Annotated in this window: 17 protein-coding genes; 5 read left to right on the forward strand and 12 right to left on the reverse strand. The window is 66.6% G+C overall.

The window, feature by feature from the left end; translation table 11 throughout:
* Positions 1 to 19: 19 nt before the first annotated feature.
* From trpS to glyA, 8 genes are all read right to left on the reverse strand, one after another.
* Complete coding sequence (trpS, locus tag WMN78_RS10590) at positions 20 to 1,063, reverse strand: tryptophan--tRNA ligase (protein ID WP_340533706.1); 1,044 nt, start codon at positions 1,061 to 1,063, stop codon at positions 20 to 22.
* Between the two features lie 20 nt (positions 1,064 to 1,083).
* Positions 1,084 to 1,917, reverse strand: coding sequence for an exodeoxyribonuclease III (locus WMN78_RS10595; RefSeq protein WP_340533707.1), 834 nt, complete (start codon positions 1,915 to 1,917; stop codon positions 1,084 to 1,086).
* Between the two features lie 10 nt (positions 1,918 to 1,927).
* On the reverse strand, positions 1,928 to 2,491 hold the full coding sequence (locus WMN78_RS10600) for a hypothetical protein (RefSeq protein WP_340533708.1): 564 nt from the start codon (positions 2,489 to 2,491) through the stop codon (positions 1,928 to 1,930).
* Positions 2,492 to 2,549: 58 nt separating this feature from the next.
* Positions 2,550 to 3,383, reverse strand: a complete 834-nt coding sequence (locus WMN78_RS10605) for an ABC transporter permease (protein ID WP_340533709.1) — start codon at positions 3,381 to 3,383, stop codon at positions 2,550 to 2,552.
* Entirely contained in the window at positions 3,380 to 4,258 is an 879-nt protein-coding gene (locus tag WMN78_RS10610; RefSeq protein ID WP_340533710.1) for an ABC transporter permease, read from the reverse strand. The genes WMN78_RS10605 and WMN78_RS10610 overlap by 4 nt, the downstream gene beginning before the upstream one ends.
* The gene (locus WMN78_RS10615; RefSeq protein ID WP_340533759.1) at positions 4,251 to 5,174 is read right to left on the reverse strand and encodes an ABC transporter ATP-binding protein; all 924 of its coding nucleotides are present in this window, start codon (positions 5,172 to 5,174) and stop codon (positions 4,251 to 4,253) included. The genes WMN78_RS10610 and WMN78_RS10615 overlap by 8 nt, the downstream gene beginning before the upstream one ends.
* Before the next feature lie 247 nt (positions 5,175 to 5,421).
* Positions 5,422 to 6,336, reverse strand: a complete 915-nt coding sequence (locus WMN78_RS10620; protein WP_340533711.1) for a bifunctional methylenetetrahydrofolate dehydrogenase/methenyltetrahydrofolate cyclohydrolase — start codon at positions 6,334 to 6,336, stop codon at positions 5,422 to 5,424.
* Between the two features lie 3 nt (positions 6,337 to 6,339).
* A complete protein-coding gene (glyA, locus tag WMN78_RS10625) occupies positions 6,340 to 7,647 on the reverse strand; it encodes a serine hydroxymethyltransferase (protein WP_340533712.1) in 1,308 nt (435 codons plus the stop codon).
* Positions 7,648 to 7,961: 314 nt separating this feature from the next.
* On the opposite strand from glyA, the gene purU reads away from it, so the two are divergent.
* Both purU and WMN78_RS10635 read left to right on the forward strand, forming a co-directional pair.
* The gene (gene purU / locus WMN78_RS10630) at positions 7,962 to 8,822 is read left to right on the forward strand and encodes a formyltetrahydrofolate deformylase (protein ID WP_340533713.1); all 861 of its coding nucleotides are present in this window, start codon (positions 7,962 to 7,964) and stop codon (positions 8,820 to 8,822) included.
* Positions 8,823 to 8,900: 78 nt separating this feature from the next.
* Positions 8,901 to 9,536: a class I SAM-dependent methyltransferase gene (locus tag WMN78_RS10635; protein ID WP_340533714.1), complete on the forward strand. Its 636-nt coding sequence runs from the start codon at positions 8,901 to 8,903 to the stop codon at positions 9,534 to 9,536.
* A 71-nt stretch (positions 9,537 to 9,607) separates the two neighbouring features.
* Here the strand turns inward: WMN78_RS10635 and WMN78_RS10640 are convergent, their stop codons facing one another.
* A complete protein-coding gene (locus WMN78_RS10640; RefSeq protein ID WP_340533715.1) occupies positions 9,608 to 10,195 on the reverse strand; it encodes a DUF2231 domain-containing protein in 588 nt (195 codons plus the stop codon).
* A gap of 169 nt (positions 10,196 to 10,364) precedes the next feature.
* Here WMN78_RS10640 and WMN78_RS10645 point away from each other — a divergent pair, with 169 nt between their 5' ends.
* The gene (locus tag WMN78_RS10645) at positions 10,365 to 10,886 is read left to right on the forward strand and encodes a gamma carbonic anhydrase family protein (RefSeq protein WP_340533716.1); all 522 of its coding nucleotides are present in this window, start codon (positions 10,365 to 10,367) and stop codon (positions 10,884 to 10,886) included.
* 8 nt (positions 10,887 to 10,894) lie between these two features.
* On the opposite strand, the gene WMN78_RS10650 is transcribed toward WMN78_RS10645, so the two are convergent.
* Together WMN78_RS10650 and WMN78_RS10655 are read right to left on the reverse strand one after the other, a co-directional pair.
* Entirely contained in the window at positions 10,895 to 12,625 is a 1,731-nt protein-coding gene (locus tag WMN78_RS10650) for a flavin monoamine oxidase family protein (RefSeq protein WP_340533717.1), read from the reverse strand.
* Positions 12,622 to 14,157, reverse strand: a complete 1,536-nt coding sequence (locus WMN78_RS10655) for an amino acid permease (protein WP_340533718.1) — start codon at positions 14,155 to 14,157, stop codon at positions 12,622 to 12,624. Before WMN78_RS10655 ends, WMN78_RS10650 begins: the two co-directional genes overlap by 4 nt.
* Positions 14,158 to 14,259: 102 nt before the next feature.
* Here WMN78_RS10655 and alr point away from each other — a divergent pair, with 102 nt between their 5' ends.
* Together alr and WMN78_RS10665 are read left to right on the forward strand one after the other, a co-directional pair.
* The gene (alr, locus tag WMN78_RS10660) at positions 14,260 to 15,468 is read left to right on the forward strand and encodes an alanine racemase (protein WP_340533719.1); all 1,209 of its coding nucleotides are present in this window, start codon (positions 14,260 to 14,262) and stop codon (positions 15,466 to 15,468) included.
* The gene (locus WMN78_RS10665) at positions 15,458 to 17,089 is read left to right on the forward strand and encodes a PucR family transcriptional regulator (protein WP_340533760.1); all 1,632 of its coding nucleotides are present in this window, start codon (positions 15,458 to 15,460) and stop codon (positions 17,087 to 17,089) included. The genes alr and WMN78_RS10665 overlap by 11 nt, the downstream gene beginning before the upstream one ends.
* Here WMN78_RS10665 and WMN78_RS10670 read toward each other — a convergent pair.
* Positions 17,032 to 17,865 carry a nitrilase-related carbon-nitrogen hydrolase gene (locus tag WMN78_RS10670; protein ID WP_340533720.1) on the reverse strand — a complete coding sequence of 278 codons (834 nt, stop codon included), beginning with the start codon at positions 17,863 to 17,865 and terminating at the stop codon, positions 17,032 to 17,034. The two genes, WMN78_RS10665 and WMN78_RS10670, sit on opposite strands and share 58 nt — an antisense overlap.
* Positions 17,866 to 17,946 lie beyond the last annotated feature (81 nt).

The raw sequence follows: 17,946 nt of genomic DNA on the forward strand, positions 1-17,946 counted from the left end.
GCTGGCGGATGACATGGGGCTAGCGGACTCCTGCGAGGCTGAGGGACGGCAGGAAGCCCATGCGCTCATAGACCTGGCCGAGCGTCACGGAGGCGATTTCCCGGGCCCGTTCCGCGCCCTGGGCCAGCAGCCGGTCCAGCTCCGCCGGATCCGCCATCAGTTCGTTGGTCCGGTCCCGGAGGGGCGTGATGAAGTCCACCATGACGTCCGCGAGATCCTTTTTGAGGTGGCCGTACATCTTGCCCTGGTATTCCGTCTCAAGCTCGGACACTGATTTCCCGGTGAGCGTTGAATAAATGGTGAGCAGGTTGGAAACCCCCGGCTTGGCTTCGGCGTCGAAACGGATCTCCGTGCCGGTGTCAGTCACTGCGGACTTGATCCGCTTCGCTGCGAGCTTGGGGTCTTCCAGGAGCTGGATGGAACCGTGCGGCGATCCGCCTGTCTTCGACATCTTGGCCGTCGGGCTCTGGAGGTCGTAGATCTTGGCCGTTGCCTTGAGGATCGTGGCCTCAGGCACTGTGAACGTGTGGCCAAAGCGGGTGTTGAAACGCTGGGCCAGGTTCCGGGTCAGTTCCAGGTGCTGCCGCTGGTCCTCGCCCACCGGGACGAGGTCCGTCTGGTACAGCAAAATGTCCGCGGCCATCAGGGTGGGGTAGGCGAACAGGCCGAGCGTTGCGGCGTCTGTCCCCGACTTCTGCGTCTTGTCCTTGAACTGGGTCATGCGGGAGGCCTCGCCGAACCCGGTGATGCAGTTCAGCGCCCAGGCGAGCTGGGCATGTTCGGGGACATGGGACTGGACGAAGAAGATGCTCTTGTCCGGGTCGATGCCTGCCGCGATGTACTGGGCGGCAACCACGCGGGTGCGCTTGGCCAGCTCGGCGGGTTCGAAATCCACGGTGATGGCATGGAGGTCCGGGATAAAGAACACGGCATCGTATTCCGCCTGCATGTCAACCCAGTTGCGGACGGCGCCAATGTAGTTGCCCAGGTGCAGCGAGTCCGCTGTGGGCTTGGCACCCGAGAGGATGCGTTTCTTGGTCACCGGAGAAGTCGAGCTAGTCATTGTGAGAAAAACCTTCGGGCTTAGAGCTGGTAATCCACTACCAGCGGTGCGTGGTCGGAGAAGCGGGTGTCCCATGACTGTGCCCGGTCCACCACTGCCGAAAAAGCCGCGGCAGCGAGGGCGGGGGTGGCCATGTGGTAGTCGATGCGCCAGCCTGTGTCGGTGTCAAAGGCCTTGCCGCGCTGGGACCACCAGGTGTAGGGGCCGTTGACGTTTCCCGCCAGGCCCCTGTGGACATCCCTCCATCCGATCTCTTCGCCAAAGAAGCGGTCAAAGTACGCGCGTTCCTCAGGAAGGAATCCGGCGCGCTTCACGTTTCCCTTCCAGTTCTTGATGTCCAGCTCCGTGTGGCCGACGTTGAGGTCACCCACCACCAGGGCATGGTCGCTGTGCTTGGCCAGCTCAGGAAGGCGGCGCGTCATGACATCCAGGAAGCGGAACTTGTCGTCCTGCTTGGGGGTCCCGGCCTCCCCGGAGTGAACGTAGGCACTCACCACGGTCAGCTGGGTGGCTGCACCGGCGGCATCCCGGACGCGGAAGTCCGCTTCGACCCAGCGCCCGGCCGTGGCAAAGTAGTCATCACCGATGTGGGACCGTGTTGCCAGCGGCTCCTCGCGGGAGGCAATGGCAACGCCGGCGCGGCCCTTGGCCTCGGCTTCCTCGTGCAGGATGAACCAGCCCTCGCCCAGGAGTTCACGGACGATCTTGTCCGGCGCCCTGACCTCCTGCAGGCACAGAATGTCCACCTCGCGGGGCTCCAGCCACTCTGCCATGCCGTTCCGGTAGGCAGCGCGGAGGCCGTTGACGTTGACTGATGCGATGCGAAGGTGGTCCTTCTCCAATGCCGAGCTCACCCGCTCCACTCTAGTCGATGATGGTTCCGCTGACAGGTTCGTCAGCACCGCCGGAGGACTTGATCATGTCCCGGGCGTTGGTGGCCGTGATCTCGATGGTTTCCAGTGCGCGGCGGATGGTGTCCTGGTCCGAGGCAGCGCCCTTGGCCCGTTCCTGCTCGACGACGCGAACCTGCACCTGCACGATCTTGAAGGAGTGGTCCAGCTTCATGTCCCGGACTTCCTCGGCTTCGTTGCGCGACCGGACCAGGCGGGTACCGCCGTGGTCGGCACTGCCCGGCGACGGCGCGCGGCCGGTCGCGGCGTTGAAGGCGTTTTGTGCCTCGTTCAGCTTCGCGGTCGCCTTCTTGGCCGCCTTCTGGATACTGAAGACGACGAACGCTGCCAGCGCGAGCCAGAAGCCGGCGATGACCGCCACAACCCAGCCGACGACGTCGTTCTGGTTGGCGGCGAAGATGACGGCCACCACGAAGGCGATGACAAACAGCATCATTCCCGGGCCGCTGATTCGCAGCATGGAGAACCCGCCCTTGGCCGGGTTGGACGCAGAGTGAGGGTTACCCAAAGTTCGCATGGCTCCATTGTCTCAAACGCCGGAGCAGGAAAATGGACGCTTCCACCCCGGGCGAACGCTACTTCAGGAACAGCTTGCGCAGGCGCCCGGCCGTGAGCATGACGCCCAGGACGATCATGACGAGGTAATACGCGATGTGGACGGCGGTGGCAGGGCTGAAGATACCCACGCTGATCTGCCGGAGCAGCTCCACGCCGTGCCAAAGCGGCATGGCCTGGATGAGCCACTGGATGTACTGCGGGTACACGCTCAGCGGGTAGAACGTGGCGCTGAAGAGGAACATCGGCAACATCACGAAGTTGATCCAGTCCATCTGCTGGAACGTCTTCATGAAACTGGTGATCCCCATGCCGAAGCTCGCAAAACCGAAGGCGATCAGCACCGAGGCGGGAATCATGAGAATGGCCCAGGGTGTGGTGATCAGCCCCATGACGCCCATCACGGCGGTAAATCCTGTGGCGTACATCAGGCCCCGCAGCAGGGCCAGGAAGATCTCCCCCATGGCCACGTCCAGCGGGCCCAGGGAGGTGTACAGCATGCCCTGGTACAGCTTGGCGAAGTTCATCTTGAAGAAGACGTTCCACGTGGAGTCGTACACGGCGCCGTTCATCGCAGACACGGCCAGGAGCGCCGGCGCGATGTAGGCGGCATAGCTGATTTCCTGGCCGCCCGGACCCTGCACCGCCCCCACGATGGCACCCAGGCCCACGCCCATGGAGATCAGGTACAGCACGGGCTCGAAGAAGCCGGAGAGCATCACCATCCAGTTGCTGCTCTTGGTGGCCATGAGCCCGCGGGCAATGACTGCTTTGACGTTTCGTGAGTACATCGGGCCGAAGTGGCGGTTCCGTGCCGCCTCGGTGACGCTGTGGCCTTCGGTGAGTGTGCTCATTGGCCCAGCCTCCTGACGAACTGGCGCTTGGTGAGTAACCAGCCCGCCACGGCGAGGCCCACCAGGAAGACGAGATGCAGGATGGTCAGCAGCGGCGGCTCCTCATAGCCGTAGCTGAAAACACGGCCCAGTTCGGTGCCGTGCCAGATCGGCGATATCCAGCCGATCCACCGCACTACCAGCGGCAGCGTATCGAGCGGGAAGAACGTTCCGGAGAACAGGAACAAGGGAGTCACAATGAACCTCATCACCATGGCGAACTGGCCCTTGTCATCCTTGATGGAGGCGGCATAGGCCATCAGCGGCAGGCCGAAGGAGAGCCCGGCGAGCGTAGCGACCAGGACGGATACCCAGCCCCAGCCGCTGGGTGACGCACCAAAGAGCGCCACCACCGCGAAGTAGATGGCGGACTGCAGCAGGAACCGCAGGGTCACGGCCATGATGTGGCCTGCGGCGATCTGTTCAGGCGTGAGCGGGGACGCATGCGGCCCGTAGTACACCCGCCGCCACTTGAAACCGTCCATGACCGGGAACGTGAATTCGTTGGCCGCGGTCATAACGGCCGCAGAGATCAGCAGGGCCGGGGCGATGAAGGCGAGGTAGCTAACGCCGCCAAACACTCCCCCGCCGCTCGTGTCCACGAGCGTGGCCAGGCCCACCCCCATGGCGAACAGGTACGCCACCGGCTGGCCCACGCCGTACATCACGATGGTCCAGCCGTAGCTCTTCATCACGCGGAGGACCTGTTCTGCGTAATAGAAGGATCCCCAGCGGCGGGCGCGGGCCGCTGACACGGCAGGTGAGTGGGCGCGCAGCACAGCCGGCACTGCAGGTCCGCGGCCGTCCGCCACGGAAGGCGCGGGTTGCTCAGTCAACGAGGCTCCTGCCCGTGAGGCGGAGGAAGACGTCCTCCAGGGATGACCGGCGGACCAGTGACGTGAGCGGACGCAGTCCGCGGGCGGACACCTGCTCAAGTGCCGCCTCGCCGTCGTGCGCGTAAATCAGCACGCGGTCCGGGAGCGTCTCCAGCCGCTCGCCGATCCCCTCGAGCTCAGCACCGATGGTGGCGTTGCGTTCCGAACCGAAGCGCAGTTCCAGGACTTCCCGCGTGGAGTATTCGCGGATGAGGCTGGAAGGTGAGCCTTCGGCCATGATCCGGCCCTTGTCCACCACAATGAGGCGGTCGCACAGCTGCTCCGCCTCATCCATGTAGTGCGTGGTCAGGATAAGCGTCACGCCCTGCTCCTTGAGCCGGAAAAGCCTGTCCCAGAGGATGTGCCGCGCCTGCGGGTCCAGGCCGGTGGTGGGCTCGTCCAGCAGCAGGATCCGGGGTTCGTTGATCAGCGAGCGCGCAATGGTCAGCCGCCGCTTCATGCCGCCGGAGAGTGCATCCACCTTGGATTTCGCCTTGTCCGTCAGCTGGGCGAACTCCAGCAGCTCATCAGCCTTGGGCCGCAGGTAGCTCATGGGCAGTCCGAAGTAGCGGCCGTAGACCAGCAGGTTGTCGCGGACCCTGAGTTCCTCGTCGAGGTTGTCCTGCTGCGGCACGACGCCGAGGTGCGCGCGGACTTCGGGGCCGTGGCTTTCGGGATCCAGCCCCATGATGGACAGGCTTCCGGAAGTGCGCTGGGAGACGCCGCCGATCATCTTCATCGTGGTGGACTTGCCCGCCCCGTTGGGGCCAAGCAGGCCGAAGGCTTCACCTGCCGGAACGCTGAAGGAAATGCCGTCGACGGCGGTGACGTCGCCGTACGTCTTGGTGAGGTTCTCGGCGGTGATGACGTATTGCATCTGGTCGCCCTGGGTTGGGGTGCGGGATGGGTTGCTTGACAGTTCGTCGTTGGACACAAGTTCAGGCACCCACACCACGTTAGTACTCACGTTCGAACAAAGAAAGAGTTGGAAATCAAAAAATCCATTCGATGTGTTTGGCCCGGCGCGGGGCCCCGTGCTGCCGGCAGGGATCCGGGTTAAAAGCCGCAGGGCGCCCCCTCCCATCGGGAGCAGGCGCCCTGCGGCGTGTTCAGTCAGCAGGCACTCAGCCTGCGTGGCCTTTCGCTGCCAACTGGCGTTCAGCGGCTTCAACCACGTTGGTCATGAGCAGCGCCACGGTCATGGGACCGACGCCCCCGGGGTTCGGCGAAATCCAGCCGGCTACCTCGGCAGCGGCGGGGTCGATGTCGCCATAGACCTTGCTCTTGCCCGTCTCGGGGTCGGTTTCGCGGGTGACACCGACGTCAAGCAGGGCCGCACCCGGCTTCACGTCCGCGGCCTTAACGATGTGCTTCACGCCCGCGGCGCCCACAATCACGTCAGCCTGCCGGAGCAGTTCCGAAAGGTTCCTGGTGCCGGTGTGGGTCAGGGTCACGGTGGCATTCACAGCCCGCCGCGTGAGCAGCAGTCCGATCGAGCGGCCGATCGTGACGCCGCGGCCCACCACCACCACATGCTTGCCGTCGAGGCTGAAGCCGTTGCGCTCCAGGAGCTCGATGACACCGCGGGGCGTGCACGGCAGCGGCGAGGTGATCTCCCCGTTGACGTTCAGCACCAGCCGGCCAAGGTTGGTGGGGTGCAGGCCGTCCGCGTCCTTGGCGGGGTCGATGCGCTCCAGGATGGCGTCCGTGTCCAGGTGCTTCGGCAGCGGCAGCTGCACGATGTACCCGTGGCAGGCGGGGTCCGCATTGAGCTCGTCAATAAGGGCCTCAACCTGTGCCTGCGTGGCGTCCGCCGGCAGCTCCCGCTGGATCGAATTCATCCCGATCTGCTCGGACTGCTTGTGCTTCATGGACACGTACAGCTGCGAAGCGGGGTCTGCACCCACCAGCACAGTTGCAATGCCGGGAGTGACACCCTTGTCCTTAAGCGCGGCCACGCGTTCGGTCAGTTCGGACTTGATGGCTGCAGCTGCTGCCTTGCCGTCAAGGATCCGCGCGGTCTTGGTCATCTCAGTCATGGATCACCACTGCTCGTGCTGCGGGTACAGCGGGAAGTCTGCGGCGAGCTTGTCCACGCGGGCCTGCAGGGACTCCACGTCCGCGCTGTTGCCGGCCTTCAGCGCGGTGGCGATGATCTCCGCTACCTCAGTGAATTCCTCGGCGCCGAAGCCGCGGGTGGCAAGGGCCGGGGTACCGATCCGGAGGCCGGAGGTGACCATCGGCGGGCGGGGGTCGAACGGAACGGCGTTGCGGTTCACGGTGATGCCCACGGAGTGCAGGAGGTCCTCGGCCTGCTGGCCGTCCAGCTGCGAGTTGCGCAGGTCGACCAGGACCAGGTGCACGTCGGTGCCGCCGGTGAGTACCGAGACGCCGGCTTCTGCGACGTCGGCCTGGTTCAGGCGGTCGGCGATGATCTTGGCGCCTTCGAGGACGCGCTCCTGGCGCTCCTTGAATTCAGCGGTGCCGGCGATCTTGAAGGCAACGGCCTTGGCGGCGATGACGTGCATGAGCGGTCCGCCCTGCTGGCCCGGGAAGACGTTGGAGTTGAGCTTCTTGGCCCACTCCTGCTTGGCCAGGATCACACCGGAGCGGGGACCGGCGAGGGTCTTGTGCACGGTGGAGGTGACGACGTCGGAGTGCGGCACCGGGCTCGGGTGCAGGCCCGCGGCCACGAGGCCGGCGAAGTGCGCCATGTCCGTCCAGAGGAGGGCACCCACTTCATCGGCGATGGAGCGGAAGGCTGCGAAGTCCAGGTGGCGAGGGTAGGCGGACCAGCCGGCGATGATCACCTGGGGCTTTTCGGCGATGGCCTGCTCGCGGAGCTTGTCCATGTCGACGCGGAAGTTGTCCTGCTCCACCTGGTAGGCGGCAACCTGGTAGAGCTTGCCGGAGAAGTTCAGCTTCATGCCGTGCGTCAGATGGCCGCCATGGGCCAGGGAGAGACCCAGGATCTTGTCGCCGGGGGTGATCATGGCGGAGAGCGCTGCGGCGTTGGCCTGGGCACCGGAGTGCGGCTGGACGTTGGCGTACTCGGCGCCGAACAGGTCCTTGACGCGGTCGATCGCCAGCTGCTCGGCGATGTCCACGTATTCGCAGCCGCCGTAGTAGCGGCGGCCCGGGTAGCCCTCGGCGTACTTGTTTGTCAGGACGGAGCCCTGGGCTTCCATGACGGCGCGCGGGGCGAAGTTTTCGGAGGCGATCATTTCCAGGGTGCCGCGCTGGCGGCCAAGCTCCTGGTCCAGTACGGCGGCGATCTCAGGGTCGAGCTCAGCCAGCGGCAGGTTACTGACGGTGGAGGAAGTGCTGACGGAAGTCGGTGAAGTGGTCACGAAGAACTCCTGGCTAGGGATGGGCGCTGCTAAAGGTCAGGCTACCGGCTGTGACGTTGCCCTGCCCCTTGATTACGGGAAAGCCCTTGGTTCCGGGCAAGCCCTGAGTCAGGGGCACAACAGTAGGAATCGGCAGCGGTTAAACTGCCGGCCGGCAAAACATGACCCTCGGCCCAGGCGTACGATCCGTGGTCTTCGTAAGTGCCGCTCCCTGATGGTTAGCCATCCAACGCCAGTTGCGACCGGTTAAGACTACCAAAACCTTTCCGGATCCCGCTGAAAGCACAGCCTCCCGCGCAGGTAGGCTGTTCTTCGTGACTGAAGACCAGCTGACCTCCGCCTATGTACTGACCCTCTCCTGCCCGGACCGGCCCGGCATCGTGCACGCCGTAGCAGGAGCGCTGCTCGTGGCCGGCTGCAATATTACGGACTCGCAGCAGTACGGAAGCCAGGACACCGGCACGTTCTTCATGCGGGTTGAGGCCACCACAGCGGCTTCGCAGGCAGACGTCGTCGCTGCGCTGGAGCCGGTGGCGGAGGCCTTCGGCATGCAGTGGAGCCTGGACTCCGCGGGCCGGAAAGTCCGCACCCTGCTGATGGCAAGCAGGTCCGCCCACTGCCTCAACGATCTCCTGTTCCTGCAGCGCTCCGGAACGCTGCCCATCGAGGTCCCCGCCATCGTGTCCAACCACCAGGAACTGGCCGGTCTGGCGGAGTTCTACGGCATTCCGTTCCACTACATCCCGGTCACCGCGGACACCAAAGTCCAGGCCGAGGACGAACTGCGGAAGATCATTGCGGAGGAAGACATTGAGCTGACCGTCCTGGCCCGCTACATGCAGATCCTGTCCAACGAGCTGTGCACCGAACTCACCGGCAAGGCCATCAACATCCACCATTCGTTCCTGCCGTCCTTCAAGGGTGCGAAGCCGTACCACCAGGCCCATGCGCGTGGCGTGAAGCTGATCGGCGCCACGGCGCACTACGTCACTGCTGCCCTGGATGAGGGGCCCATCATCGAGCAGGAAGTCATCCGGGTGGACCACCGCCGCACGGCCGAGCAGTTCGTGCAGATGGGCCGCGACGTGGAAGGCCGCACCCTGGCCCAGGCCGTCCAGTGGCACGCCGAGCACCGCGTGCTGCTGGACGGCAACCGCACCGTCGTCTTCAACTAGGGTTCGGGCACGGGCGGGCAGGACGTGGGGCCGGCCGGGGAGGACCCTGCTCTGCAGAGGCACAGCGGCGAGGACAGGGTGGCCGCTTTCTACAACCAGCGCGCCGTCCTCCATCCGGCGCATCCGCTCACCCCGCAGCGTGTGCACATGCGGGAGCGGTTCATTGCCCGGCTAAAGGCCGAGGGAAGGCACGCCGTGCTGGAGATCGGCTCCGGCCCGGGGCTCGACGCGCTGAAGTTCGTCCAGGCCGGCATCCATTACACCGGAGTGGACCTCTCCGAAGAGCACGTGCGGCTGGCCACGGCCAGGGGGCTCAATGTCTCGGTTGCCAGCGCGAGGAACCTGCCGTTCGCCGACGGCGCCTTCCCGGCGCTGTGGACCATGAGCACCCTGCTGCACATCCCCAACAGCGACATCGACGACGTCGTCCGTGAACTCGTGCGAGTGACGGCGCCGGGTGCGCCGATCGCCGTCGGGCTCTGGTCCGGGGACGATGTAGAGGTAATCAACCCCGAAGACAAGATCCAGCCGCCGCGCTTTTTCAGCCGGCGCAGCGATGCGGCGCTCCGGCGGATCTTCGGCCGGCACGGCGAGATCGAGGAGTTCGTCACGTGGCCGGAAGGCACGGGGGCGGAATCCGGACCCGGCGCGGGCCACTGGACGCAGCACTACCAGTTCTTGGTCCTCCGCACTCCCCCGCCCGAACCCAACTGACTGGCACTTAACGTCGCGAAATCGGCGAATGACGACGTTAAGTGCGAGTCAGCTGGGGAAGCGGGGAGGGTCTAGATACCCCGGCGGGCACTCCCCATATATCCGCCAAGGAAAGCGCTCGCAATCAAGACGAGACCCCCGGCCCGTGCCAGCCCGACGCCGAGGCTGTGCCGGCCCCGTTGCCGCGCAGCCCAGGATCCGGCAAAGATCAACACGGCCGCGCCATTCAGCCCCGCATGGACGATGCCGACCCGCTTCGTTCCCCGGCCGGCCAAAGCCCACTCGGCCCAGCCCGATAACGCGGTGGGCACGGCGGTGATGACGCCAAGGCCTATCAGGCGCGTGGCCGCCCGCTGCGTCCCGGGGTCGGAATACAGGTCCAGGTACATGGCCATGAACCACGCTCCGAAGGGTGCATCAGTCAGGACGCCATGCAGAGGTATTCCGGTTGCATCGCCGTGCAGGAAGCTGCGAAGACGCCTGTTGTGGACCAGGCGGCCAGCCGGCGGCTCGGCCGCACGGACGGCCGGGTCAAGGGCCTCGAGCTCCTCAATCCGCCGCATCAGCCGGCGGAACCGGCCGGGGCCGCCCCCTCCATCCTTCCGCAGGTGAAGTCCTTGCAGCTGAAGCCCTTGAGGGCCAAAACCCCGAAGTTCCATGGGCCCCATGTTAGTGGGGCACGTCGGCGGCGTCACTAGGCACAAAGTCCGCCTGCCTGACCGGCGTCCGATGGCCCGCTGAAGCCGACCGCGGAGTTTTTGTCCAGATAACCGCCCCTGACGACGGTTTTGGGCACGTTATCTGGACAAAAACTCCTAGGCTGGGCTCATGGCTCCTCTTTATCCTTTTGCCGGCACCAGCCCGGATGTCCATCCTTCAGTCTTCGTGGCCCCCAGCGCGTCCGTGATCGGCAACGCCACCCTCGCCGCGGACGCCAGCGCGTTCTACGGCGTCTCAGTGCGTGCCGACACCGCCGCCATCACCGTGGGCGAGGGCAGCAACCTGCAGGACAACGTGGTGCTGCACGCGGACCCGGGCTTCCCCTGCAGCGTCGGGGCCCGCGTCAGCGTGGGGCACAGCGCCGTCGTGCACGGCTGCACTGTTGAGGACGACTGCCTCATCGGCATGAGCGCCACCATCCTGAACGGTGCGGTGATCGGCGCCGGCTCGCTGGTAGCGGCCGGCGCCGTCGTCCTTGAAGGCACGGTGATTCCGCCGCGCTCCCTGGTGGCCGGCGTTCCGGCCAAGGTCCGGCGCGAACTCACCGACGAGGAGTTCGACGGCGTCAAGCGCAACGCTGCCCACTACCGCGAGCTCGCGCAGGCGCACCGGGAGATGCACGCCGGGTAAGCCGACCGTCAGTCCAGGCTGATCGGCCCCAGCGCGTCCAGCAGCTCGCCCGGGCCCGGGTTCCCCGCAGCAGAGTGCCCGCCGAGGTGGTTCACCACACCCCACACCGCGTTGAGGCCGGTGGTGACCGCACCCTCGGCCCAGCCGGCAGTGAAGGACACGTCGTCGCCCGCCAGGAAGATTCCGCGCTGGGCCTCCGGCAGTTTGTCCTGCTTGAAGTGCGTGAACAGCCGCTGCTGGTACCGGTAGTGCCCGGGCAGGTTCGCCTTGAAGGCGCCCATGAAGTTGGGGTCAGCCTCCCAGGACACCGTGATGGGCTGGCCGATGATGTGGCTGGCGATGTCCACTCCCGGGTAGATCTGCTCCAGGGAGTGGAGCATGAGCTCCACCCGCTGGTCGGCGTCGAGCGCCAGCCACTTCAGGGCGTCGTCGTTCCAGGTGTAGGAGAGCAGGATCACCGCGGGCTTGTCCGGCCCGTCGTCCAGCAGGTAGGTGGCACGGTTCAGCCGGTCCGTCAGCGTCATGGACAGGACGTCACGGCCGGTGGCCGGGTCGGTGTCCTTCCAGAACGGGCGGTCCACCATGACGAAGGTCTTGGACGACTGCATGTAGTGCGAGCGCTCGATGGCCGTCCACAGCTCCGCCGGGAACAGCGCTTCCTCGGTGTGGATCCGGGTGGACAGCAGCCAGGACTGGCAAGTGGTGACGACGGCGGGATAGCTCGCCTCCCGCCCCCAGCGTTCGCGGAGGCGGAGGTCGCCGTTGGCGTCCCGGCTGATGCGGTCCACCGCGCCGCGCGGGGAACCTGAATGCAGCGACGCCAGGGACGTCCCTTCCGGCCAGTGGGCCATGCCCGACGGCGCGTGCTGCCACAGTGCCTCGGGGAGCCGTTGCGCTCCCCCGGCAATGAGTCGGTGCTGGTCATCGGCGTCGGTATATACGACGCGCAGGATTTCAAGGATGGAGTTGGGGAAGTCGGTATCCCAGCCGCCGGTGCCGAAACCCACCTGCCCGAACGCCTCACGGTGCGCGAAGCCCGCTTCCTTGAACGACTCGCTGGCTGCGATGAAGCCGTAGAACGTCTGTTCGTCCATCAGCGGCAGGAGTTCGTTCCAGATCTCCTTGATCCTGGCCGTGTCCCGCTCCCTGATGGCGTCCTGCATCTCGCTGAACATGGCGCCATCGTTCACTGCGGCCTTCCAGGCGTCCGCCACTTCGCGGAAGAACGGCGGCAGATCCGCCGGCGTGCTGGCATAGTGCTTCTGGCCGGCGAGCTCAATTACGGTGCTGGAAGTGGCGGGAGCCAGCGGGTTCGGGAACTCCTGGGTCTGCAGGCCCAGCAGGTCCACGTAGTGGTAGAACGCCTTGCCGGACACCGGGAACCGCATGCCGCCGAGGTCGGCCACCACGCCGGGAGCTGAGGGGAAGCTGGCGGTCCGCAGCCGGCCGCCGATCTGGTCCGCTTCGTACATGACCGGACGGAGGCCCAGCTTCATCAGTTCGTAGGCCGTGACCAGCCCGGACAGGCCTGCGCCAACCACTGCCACTTCGGTCCCGTACAGCTCGGGCGGGACGGAGCCGAGGCCGTCCGGGTGGGCAAGGTAGTGGTCATAGCTGAAGGGGAAGTCCGGGTTCAGCATGGTGATGGGGGCATCGGCTGCCGCGCCCGGAGTTGCGGCAGGCTGGCGGCCGGGCGCCGCAGCGGGGTCGTTGGCCGGCAGTTCGGTGGCGATGGTCATGAAAGGTCTGCCTTCGTCGGTTCGGGGGTGGACAGTGTTGAAGTTTCGCGCCCGGTCAGTTCACGGTATTCCTCGTGGCCCAGTGCCGCCACCCTGGAGTGCTTGCGGCCGTAGCCGAAGTAGGCGGCGAGTCCCACAAGCATCCAGATGCCGAACACCGCCCAGGTGTCGGCGCCGAGGTTGGCCATGAGGTAGGCGCACATGAGGGCACCGAGGATGGGGGTCAGCGGGAACAGCGGCACGCGGAAGGTGCGCTTGAGTTCGGGGCGGTTGCGGCGCAGGTAGATGACGGCCACGTTGACCAGGGCAAAGGCGAACAGCGTTCCGATGCTGGTGGCGTCCGCCAGGTCGCCCAGCGGGACCAGCCCGGCAGTGAGGGCCACGAGGACGCCCACGATCACGGTCCCGGCCACCGGGGTGCCGGTGCGGGAAGAAACGCGGCCGAAGATCCTGGGGATGAGTCCGTCGCGGGACATGGAGAGCAGGATGCGGGTCTGGCCGTAGAGGACGGTCAGGACGATGCTGGCAATGGCCAGGACGGCGCCGACGGCGAACACCAGCGCGATCCAGGGCTGACCGGTGGTTTCTTCGAGGATTTTCACCAGGGCGGCCTCGGTGCCGTCGAACCAGCCCCAGGGGCGGGCGCCGATGGCGGCGACCGCCACGAGGACGTAGATGGTGGTGACGATCACCATGGAGAGCATGATGGCGCGCGGCAGGTCGCGCTTGGGGTTGCGCGCTTCCTCACCGGCGGTGGAGGCGGCGTCGAAGCCGATGTAGGAAAAGAACACCGTGGACGCGGCGGCCGAGACACCGGCGGCGCCCATCGGCAGGAGCGGCTCGAAGTTGCCGGCGTTGAAGGCCGTGAAGGCCACTGCGCAGAAGAAGAGGAGGATGCCTACCTTGATAACCACGATCGCGGTGTTGATCCAGGCGCTCTCCCTCGCTCCGCGGACCAGCAGGATGGTGGCGAGGACCACGATGACCATGGCAGGGATGTTCATGATGCCGCCGTCACCGGGCGGCTGCGAAACGGAGTCCGGCAGGACCTGCCCGAAGACCGCCAGGGTCTCGTTGACGTACTGGCCCGCACCGACGGCCACAGCGGCCACTGACACCGCGTATTCCAGCACCAGGCACCAGCCGCAGATCCACGCCATGCCCTCGCCCATGGTGGCGTACGTGTAGGAGTAGCTGGAACCTGCCACCGGGACCAGGCCGGCCATTTCGGCGTAGGAGACGGCGGAGAGCAGGGCTGCCAGGCCGGCGATGGCGAACGAAATCCAGATGGCGGGACCGGCCAGGGGCACCGATTCGCCGAGGATGACCAGGATGCCGGTTCCCAGCGTGGCGCCCACGCTGATCATGGTCAGCTGCAGGACGCCGAAGCTCCGGACCAGCTTGGTCCCGCCGTGGCCGTTATCGGCCTCGCTGACCATCTGGCCAATCGGCTTGCGGCGGAGCAGTTGCGCGGCCAGGCCCGGACGGCGGGCAGCTGCCGGCGGCCGGCCGGTGAGTGTAGGCACAGTCATCATTGACGTCCGTTCGTGAGTAGTTATCGGCTTTCCCCTGGTCCAGCTTAGGTTTGTGAGCCACCTCTCACCGTTGTGCAAAATGCCCTATAGTGTTCTGGCATGAGACTTAATGCACACAATGAAACGTCACGGAATGCGGCGCTTTCCGGGCAGGTCAGCGTTGACTTGTCCGCAATTTCGGACAACATCCGGACGCTCCGGGAGCGTTCAGCGGCACCCCACTTCATGGCTGTGGTGAAGGGCAATGCATACGGCCACGGGCTCGTGGACGTCGCCCGGACGGCACTGTCCGCGGGCGCGGACTGGCTGGGGACGGCGCAGCTCCACGAGGCGATCGCACTGCGCCGGGCAGGCATCACGGCTCCGGTTTTGTCGTGGCTTTACCTCGCTGCCGCCTCCAGCGGGACCATCCGGGAGGCGTTGGAGTACGACGTCGATGTCTCGCTGGGCAGCGTCGCCCAGCTGGACGTCGTGGCCGGCATCGCCCGCCCGCTGGGCCGCCCCGCCGTCGTCCATCTTGAACTGGACACCGGACTGAGCCGCGGCGGAGCGCGGGCAGAGGACTGGGCGGAACTGGTGGCCGCGGCACGGGCATCAGAGCGCGACGGCACGCTCTCAGTACGGGGCGTCTGGACGCATCTGGCCTGGGCCGACGTTCCCGCGCACCCCGCCAACCTGGCGGCAGTGGACGCTTTCGAAGAGGCCGTGCGCGTGGCCCGGGCAGCTGGCCTTGACCCGGCACTCCGGCACGTCTCGAGTTCCGCCAACATCCTGGACCGGCCCGAGTTCGCCTTCGACATGGTGCGGGCCGGCCTGGCCTTCTACGGGCTGGCCCCGGCGGACCATCTGGCCCCGGCTGACTTCGGCCTGCGTCCAGCACTGACCGTTACCGCGCCCGTGGTGCTTGTCAAGAAGGTCCCCGCGGGAACCGGAGTGAGCTACGAGCACCAGGCCATCACGCACGAGCCGCGGTACCTGGGGCTGATCCCGCTGGGCTATGCGGACGGGATCCCCAAAGGCATCTCCGGCCGCAGCCTGATCCTTTTGGGGGGCCGCCGGGTCCCGGTGATCGGCAAGGTCTGCATGGACCAGTTCATGGTGGACCTGGGCCCGGATGCCAGTGGCGTCGCCGTTGGTGACACAGCCGTGCTATTTGGCGATCCGCGCACGGGGGCGGCGAGCGCCGATGAGTGGGGCGCGGCGATCGGCAGCCACGGCGACGAGATCATCAACCGGATCGCCCCGCGCCTGCCCCGGGCCTACGAGTGCCCGGACTACCAGGAGGCCGGTGGTCCCGTTGGCGCCTGAAGCCGCCGCCGAGCGGCTCGGCTTTGTCACGCTGGAACAGTTCCTGCAGAAGCTGCCGCCGGAACTGAAAATACTCCACGACGGCGGCAACGGCGCCGGCACGCTCCGCTGGGTGGAGCCGAGCGAGCTGGAGGATCCGACGCCCTACCTGCTGGACGGCGAGTTCATCCTCACTGCGGGGCTGCCGTTCCTCGGCGACGGCGGTAGCCCGGGAAAGGTGGAGGCCTACGTAAAGCGGCTGGTCGGCGCCGGCGTGGGGGCCCTGGGGTTCGGGCTGGAACCGTACTTCGAATCTGTTCCCGAGGCCCTGATCGCAGCCTGCCGGCGCCAGAACCTGACCCTGGTGGAGTTTCCCAAGACTGTTCCGTTTGCGGCGATCGGGCTGGCCTTTTCGCAGCTTCTGGAATCGGACAACGCCAGGGTGTTCCGGCAGCTGGCCGACACCAACCGGCAGCTGATGCGGGCGGTCCTTTCAGCCAGGCCGGAACACGAGCTCCTCGCGGCGCTGGTGCAGCGGGTTCCGGTCTGGGCACTGCTCGTCGGAGCCGACGGCCGGGTCCGCGCCCGGTCGTCGGCCGCTGGAAGCGCCAGCCCGCCCGGCGCCGTCGAACTTTCCGTCCTGCAGCCGCTGCTGAAAAGGCTGCTGGCCGGCAGCGGCCCCCGGGTGGAAATGGAGTCGCTCGAGGAACCGGGTCCGTCGATGGTGTTCGGCCATCCCCTCCGCAGCACCCGGGATGCCAACCTCGGCGCCCTGATCCTGGGATCCGGCGGTCCCCTCACCCCGGCGCAGAACAGCGTGGTGTCTTCCGTGGTGGGACTCTTGGAACTGCTGGTGCGGCAGCGGACCAGCGGCTCGCTGGCACCGAGCCAGCTGGCGACGGCGCTGCTGCTGCACCCGGACAGCGCCACCTCGGGTGGCACGAAGCACGTCAACGGGCTCAAGGACCTCCTGGCACAGAGCATTTCCTCTACGCGCTCGGCCCCGCTGCGGGTTGTCCAGGGCGTGAAGACGGAACCCGGCGGGGCCGCCGACAGTCCTGTGCGGGAACTGCTGCAGTGGCGCCGGATGTTCGACACCAAGCTGGTGGAGATCACCGACTACGGCTTTGCCGCCATTACCCGCCTGAAGGTTGACGACGCCCTGCTTGCCGAGACGGAGGCACTTGGCTGGCGGCTGGTGATCGGGGATGCCGCGGAGTTCCAAGAGCTGGCGTCCGCGTACCGGCGGGTGACGTCGCTGCGTGCGCGGGTACAGGCAACCGGCCGTAGCGCCCGGGTGGATGAGGTGACCTGGTCCGTGGCCGGGCTTCTCGGTCGCGAAGCCGGGACCATGCTGGCGGCCCGGCTGCTGGAACCGGTGCTCAGCCAGGAGGATCCCGAGCGGCGGGACGCCCAGCTGGCCGTGCTGCGGACCTGGCTGGGTGAGAACGGGAGCTGGGATGCCACGGCCAAGGCCCTGGGCCTGCACCGCAACAGTGTCCGCCGTCAGGTCAACGCTCTGGCCGAGCTGCTGGACACTGACCTCAACCAGGCCCAGGTGCGCGCCGAGCTCTGGTTTGCCCTTCAGTACGTGGACGGCTCCCCGCCTGCGGCAGGCTCCCCCGGCTCCCAGTCGCGGTAGAGGTCAGGCCGGCGCTCCCGGACGTACGGCACTTCCGCCCGCGCCTCGCGGGCACTTGCCGCGGACACTTCGGCGTACAGCAGTTCCGGCGCCCCTCCGGCCGTGGCCAGCAGGGATCCGTCGGGACCGGCAATGACGCTTCCGCCCAGGAACTCACAGCCGTCCTCCTTCCCTGCGTGGTTGGCGTAGGCCACGGTCAGCTGGCTTTCCAGCGCCCTGGCGCGCAACAGGACCTGGGGCACGGATTCGAACCCCTGGGACAGTGCCGTGGGAACCAGCAGGAGCTCGGCGCCGCGGACCGCGGCGGCACGCACCGCCTCGGGAAATTCGACGTCGTAACAGATCACCATGGACGTTTTGATCCCGAGGAAGTCCACGACGGCGGGAGGTTCCGCTGCCGGGCTGAACGCCTGGCGCTCCTCCGCGCCAAACAGGTGCACCTTGGCGTAGTTCAGCAGCTCGGCGCCCTCATGGTCCACCAGGGTGGAGGTGATCTGCCAGCGCCCGTCTGGAGCAACGGCGGGCAGGCTGTACACGAGAGCTATGCTGTTCCGCCGGGCAATGTCACCCAGGGCCTGCCGGATGGACGGGAGCGTACCGGGATCCAGTTCTGCCCGGACCCGCAGCGGCGCGTACCCCACCGGGAACAGTTCCGGGGTAAGCAGCACCCGGGCTCCGGCCGCCGCGGCGGTCCGCGCGGCGTCGTCGACTGCCCTGCAATTTGCTTCCACATCAAGTACCGCGGCGTTCGCCTGCAGGAGTGCCAGCAGCACCATTACCACCTCTATAGTCTCCGGGACGCCCGCGGGAAGCGCGGACCGCCTCTTGTTGCAGCCTCTTCCTCCCAGCGTAGCCAA

It is taken from the genome of Arthrobacter oryzae, assembly GCF_037911235.1.
In the GTDB taxonomy this organism is placed as follows: domain Bacteria; phylum Actinomycetota; class Actinomycetes; order Actinomycetales; family Micrococcaceae; genus Arthrobacter; species Arthrobacter oryzae_E.

What these genes read in the sequence shown, in the direction of transcription:
- trpS (WP_340533706.1), bottom strand. Translation starts at nt 1,063, where the DNA reads ATGACTAGCTCGACTTCTCCGGTGACCAAGAAACGCATCCTCTCGGGT.
- WMN78_RS10600 (WP_340533708.1), bottom strand. Translation starts at nt 2,491, where the DNA reads ATGCGAACTTTGGGTAACCCTCACTCTGCGTCCAACCCGGCCAAGGGC.
- WMN78_RS10605 (WP_340533709.1), bottom strand. Translation starts at nt 3,383, where the DNA reads ATGAGCACACTCACCGAAGGCCACAGCGTCACCGAGGCGGCACGGAAC.
- WMN78_RS10615 (WP_340533759.1), bottom strand. Translation starts at nt 5,174, where the DNA reads ATGCAATACGTCATCACCGCCGAGAACCTCACCAAGACGTACGGCGAC.
- WMN78_RS10620 (WP_340533711.1), bottom strand. Translation starts at nt 6,336, where the DNA reads ATGACTGAGATGACCAAGACCGCGCGGATCCTTGACGGCAAGGCAGCA.
- WMN78_RS10640 (WP_340533715.1), bottom strand. Translation starts at nt 10,195, where the DNA reads ATGGAACTTCGGGGTTTTGGCCCTCAAGGGCTTCAGCTGCAAGGACTT.
- WMN78_RS10645 (WP_340533716.1), top strand. Translation starts at nt 10,365, where the DNA reads ATGGCTCCTCTTTATCCTTTTGCCGGCACCAGCCCGGATGTCCATCCT.
- WMN78_RS10650 (WP_340533717.1), bottom strand. Translation starts at nt 12,625, where the DNA reads ATGACCATCGCCACCGAACTGCCGGCCAACGACCCCGCTGCGGCGCCC.
- WMN78_RS10655 (WP_340533718.1), bottom strand. Translation starts at nt 14,157, where the DNA reads ATGACTGTGCCTACACTCACCGGCCGGCCGCCGGCAGCTGCCCGCCGT.
- alr (WP_340533719.1), top strand. Translation starts at nt 14,260, where the DNA reads ATGAGACTTAATGCACACAATGAAACGTCACGGAATGCGGCGCTTTCC.
- WMN78_RS10670 (WP_340533720.1), bottom strand. Translation starts at nt 17,865, where the DNA reads ATGGTGCTGCTGGCACTCCTGCAGGCGAACGCCGCGGTACTTGATGTG.